This window comes from Achromobacter maghribensis (genome assembly GCF_057334215.1).
Map to the genome: position 1 here is coordinate 1 of NZ_JBHFII010000039.1, position 2,606 is coordinate 2,606.

Genomic DNA, 2,606 nt, shown 5'->3' on the forward strand with positions numbered 1-2,606 from the left:
TGAAGTCGCGCATGCTGGGCGTGATCCCGGAGTCGGTTGCCAGCCGCTATGCCCGGCATGGCTTGCTGGCGATCCTGCCCTATCAAATCCAGCAGTCGCTGGCGGCATTCGGCAGCATCGTGCCGCGCGACCGCCCCTTAAGTGCCGCTGGCCAGCACTTTGTCGACTTGCTGCATGAAAATGCGTGAAGATAGGCGCACGTTCCAGCGAAAAATGGCACTCAGGACAGTACAATCGTGCATTGCGCGATTCGCGCGTTTCACCTGAGGTTTCCCTGTGAGTGCATTGCCCGCCTGTCCGAAATGCCAGTCCGAATTCACCTACGAAGATGGCGGCGGCTACGTCTGCCCGGAATGCGCGCATGAATGGTCGGCGCAAGACGCCGCGCCCTCGGACGATGATGCCCGCGTCTACCGCGATTCGGCCGGCAACGTCCTGCAAGACGGCGACACCATCACCGTCATCAAAGACCTGAAATTGAAGGGGTCGGGCGGAGTGATCAAGATGGGCACGAAGGTCAAGGGCATCCGCCTGGTCGACAGCGACCACGACATCGATTGCAAGATCGACGGCTTCGGCCAGATGAGCCTGAAGTCGGAGTTTGTCAAAAAGGTCTGATGCAGCGCCCGCCACCTTGGCGGGCCCTTCCCTGCTGCATGGCCACGCGGCACATTACAGCGTGTCGTCCTCGGCTGCTTTCGGCATCAGGTATGCCGTCAGCGTGCTGGACAGGCCGGCCATGACCCACAACACGAAGAACGACACCGTGTAGAAGCCCATGCGCCCGGTAGGAACGTGCCCGAATATCGTCACGTCCAGCGGGTCGATCAGGGCGAATATCAACGCGCTTCCGGCAGCGGCCGCCAGGAACGACGGCCACAGTATCCACATCAATGAACGCAAGCCCATCTGAGTCCTCCCGTCAGGGATTGGCGCGCACGGCGCCAGCGCCTTCGCCGACTTTTGGCGCGGCCTGTTCAATGACCAGGCCGCGTTTGATCACGCCTTCCACGATAGGCTCGTGGGTAAAGTTGGCATAGGCGAAGTAGATCGTGATGAAGCACCCGACCATGGCCGCGAACGGCCCGGCCATGAGGATCCAGGGCCAGGGTTCGTAGTACCAGGGCTTGGGCGCCGGGGCAGTTTGTGCAAGGGTCATCGAGTTTGTCCTTTACGTAGTCAGTCGGGCACGTAGAAGCTGGCGGGTTCGTCGGTTTCGATCGGCTGGTTTTCACCATTGTTGCCGCGCGCGCGTAACGTAATGGCGTGCGCGCCGGGTTCGGCGCCGGCAGGCGCCCGGATCACCATGGGAACTAGCTTGTTGGCCGCGGGTTCCACTTCGACCACGTCCGAGCCCTGCTGCCCCATCATCACGGCCAATCCGGGCATGCCGTCGGCCGACAGGCGCAGGCGCATGGCCGTGTCCGAGGTATTGATGATCTGCAGCCGGTAGACGTTCTCGATCTGGCCGCCCGCGACTTCCCGCCCCAGCGCCCCGCGGTCGCGGATGACGTCTACCCGCAAGGGGTTGCGCATCGCCAGCGACGCCACGAACGCCACCGCCATGATCAGGATCAGCGTGCCGTATATCAGCACGCGCGGGCGCAGCAAGTGCGAACGCGCGCTTTTTGCAGACAGGCCATCCTGCATGGCGCGGTCCGACGTGTAGCGGATCAGGCCCGGCTCGTATTGCATCTTGTCCATGACCTGCTCGCAGGCGTCGATACAGGCGCCGCAGCCGATGCACATGTACTGCAGGCCTTCCCGAATGTCGATGCCGGTCGGACAGACCTGCACGCACAGGCTGCAATCCACGCAATCGCCCAGCCCGGCCGCCTTGTGATCGACCTTGCGCGAACGACCGCCGCGCGGATCGCCGCGACGCTTGTCATAGGTGACCACAAAGGTGTCGGGGTCGACCATCACGCTCTGGAAACGGGCGTAGGGGCACATGTATTTGCAGACGGATTCGCGCATGAAGCCCGCGTTGCCCCACGTGGCAAAGCCGTAGAACAACATCCAGAACCATTGCCATGGCCCCAGCTGCAGCGTGAACAGTTCATGGCCCAGCTCGCGGATCGGCGCGAAATAGCCGATAAACGTGGACCCTGTCCACCAGGCCAACGCGATCCACAGGAAATGCTTGGTGATTTTCAGGCGCACCTTGCGCCAGGTCCAGGGGGACTCATCCAGGCGGATGCGCGCAATGCGATCGCCTTCGACCTTGCGCTCGATCCACATGAAGATTTCGGTGTAGACCGTTTGCGGACAGGCGTAACCGCAGAACAACCGGCCCGCCACGGCGGTGAACAGGAACAACGCCAACGCCGAGATCACCAGCAGCACGGCCAGATAGACGACGTCCTGCGGCCACAACACCAGCCCGAACAGGTAGAACTTGCGCGCCCCCAGGTCGAACAGCACGGCCTGCCGGCCGTTCCATTGCAACCAGGGCAGCCCGTAGAAGATCAGTTGGGTGATAAAGACGAAGGCGATGCGCCAGCGGGCAAAAATGCCGCTGACGGATCGCGGATAAATCTTGCTGCGTACACCCGCCAGAGTCTGCTCCAGCGTTTCCTGCCCGGGGCGCGGGGGGGGGGGGGGGG

Annotated in this window: 4 protein-coding genes and 1 pseudogene; 2 read left to right on the plus strand and 3 right to left on the minus strand. The window is 62.7% G+C overall.

Going from position 1 to position 2,606, the window contains the following annotated elements; all coding sequences use genetic code 11:
• Together ACE039_RS15595 and ACE039_RS15600 are read left to right on the plus strand one after the other, a co-directional pair.
• Positions 1 to 188: pseudogene (locus tag ACE039_RS15595) on the plus strand (LysR family transcriptional regulator); the annotation flags it as partial.
• A gap of 88 nt (positions 189 to 276) precedes the next feature.
• Positions 277 to 618 carry a zinc ribbon domain-containing protein YjdM gene (locus ACE039_RS15600; protein WP_310029926.1) on the plus strand — a complete coding sequence of 114 codons (342 nt, stop codon included), beginning with the start codon at positions 277 to 279 and terminating at the stop codon, positions 616 to 618.
• 54 nt (positions 619 to 672) lie between these two features.
• Here ACE039_RS15600 and ACE039_RS15605 read toward each other — a convergent pair whose 3' ends face one another.
• The 3 genes from ACE039_RS15605 to ccoG form a co-directional block, all read right to left on the minus strand.
• Positions 673 to 909: a hypothetical protein gene (locus ACE039_RS15605; RefSeq protein ID WP_105556501.1), complete on the minus strand. Its 237-nt coding sequence runs from the start codon at positions 907 to 909 to the stop codon at positions 673 to 675.
• A gap of 13 nt (positions 910 to 922) precedes the next feature.
• Positions 923 to 1,159, minus strand: coding sequence for a FixH family protein (locus tag ACE039_RS15610; protein ID WP_105556502.1), 237 nt, complete (start codon positions 1,157 to 1,159; stop codon positions 923 to 925).
• A 20-nt stretch (positions 1,160 to 1,179) separates the two neighbouring features.
• A partial coding sequence (ccoG, locus tag ACE039_RS15615) for a cytochrome c oxidase accessory protein CcoG (RefSeq protein WP_485822762.1) occupies positions 1,180 to 2,606 on the minus strand: 1,427 nt, incomplete at its 5' end.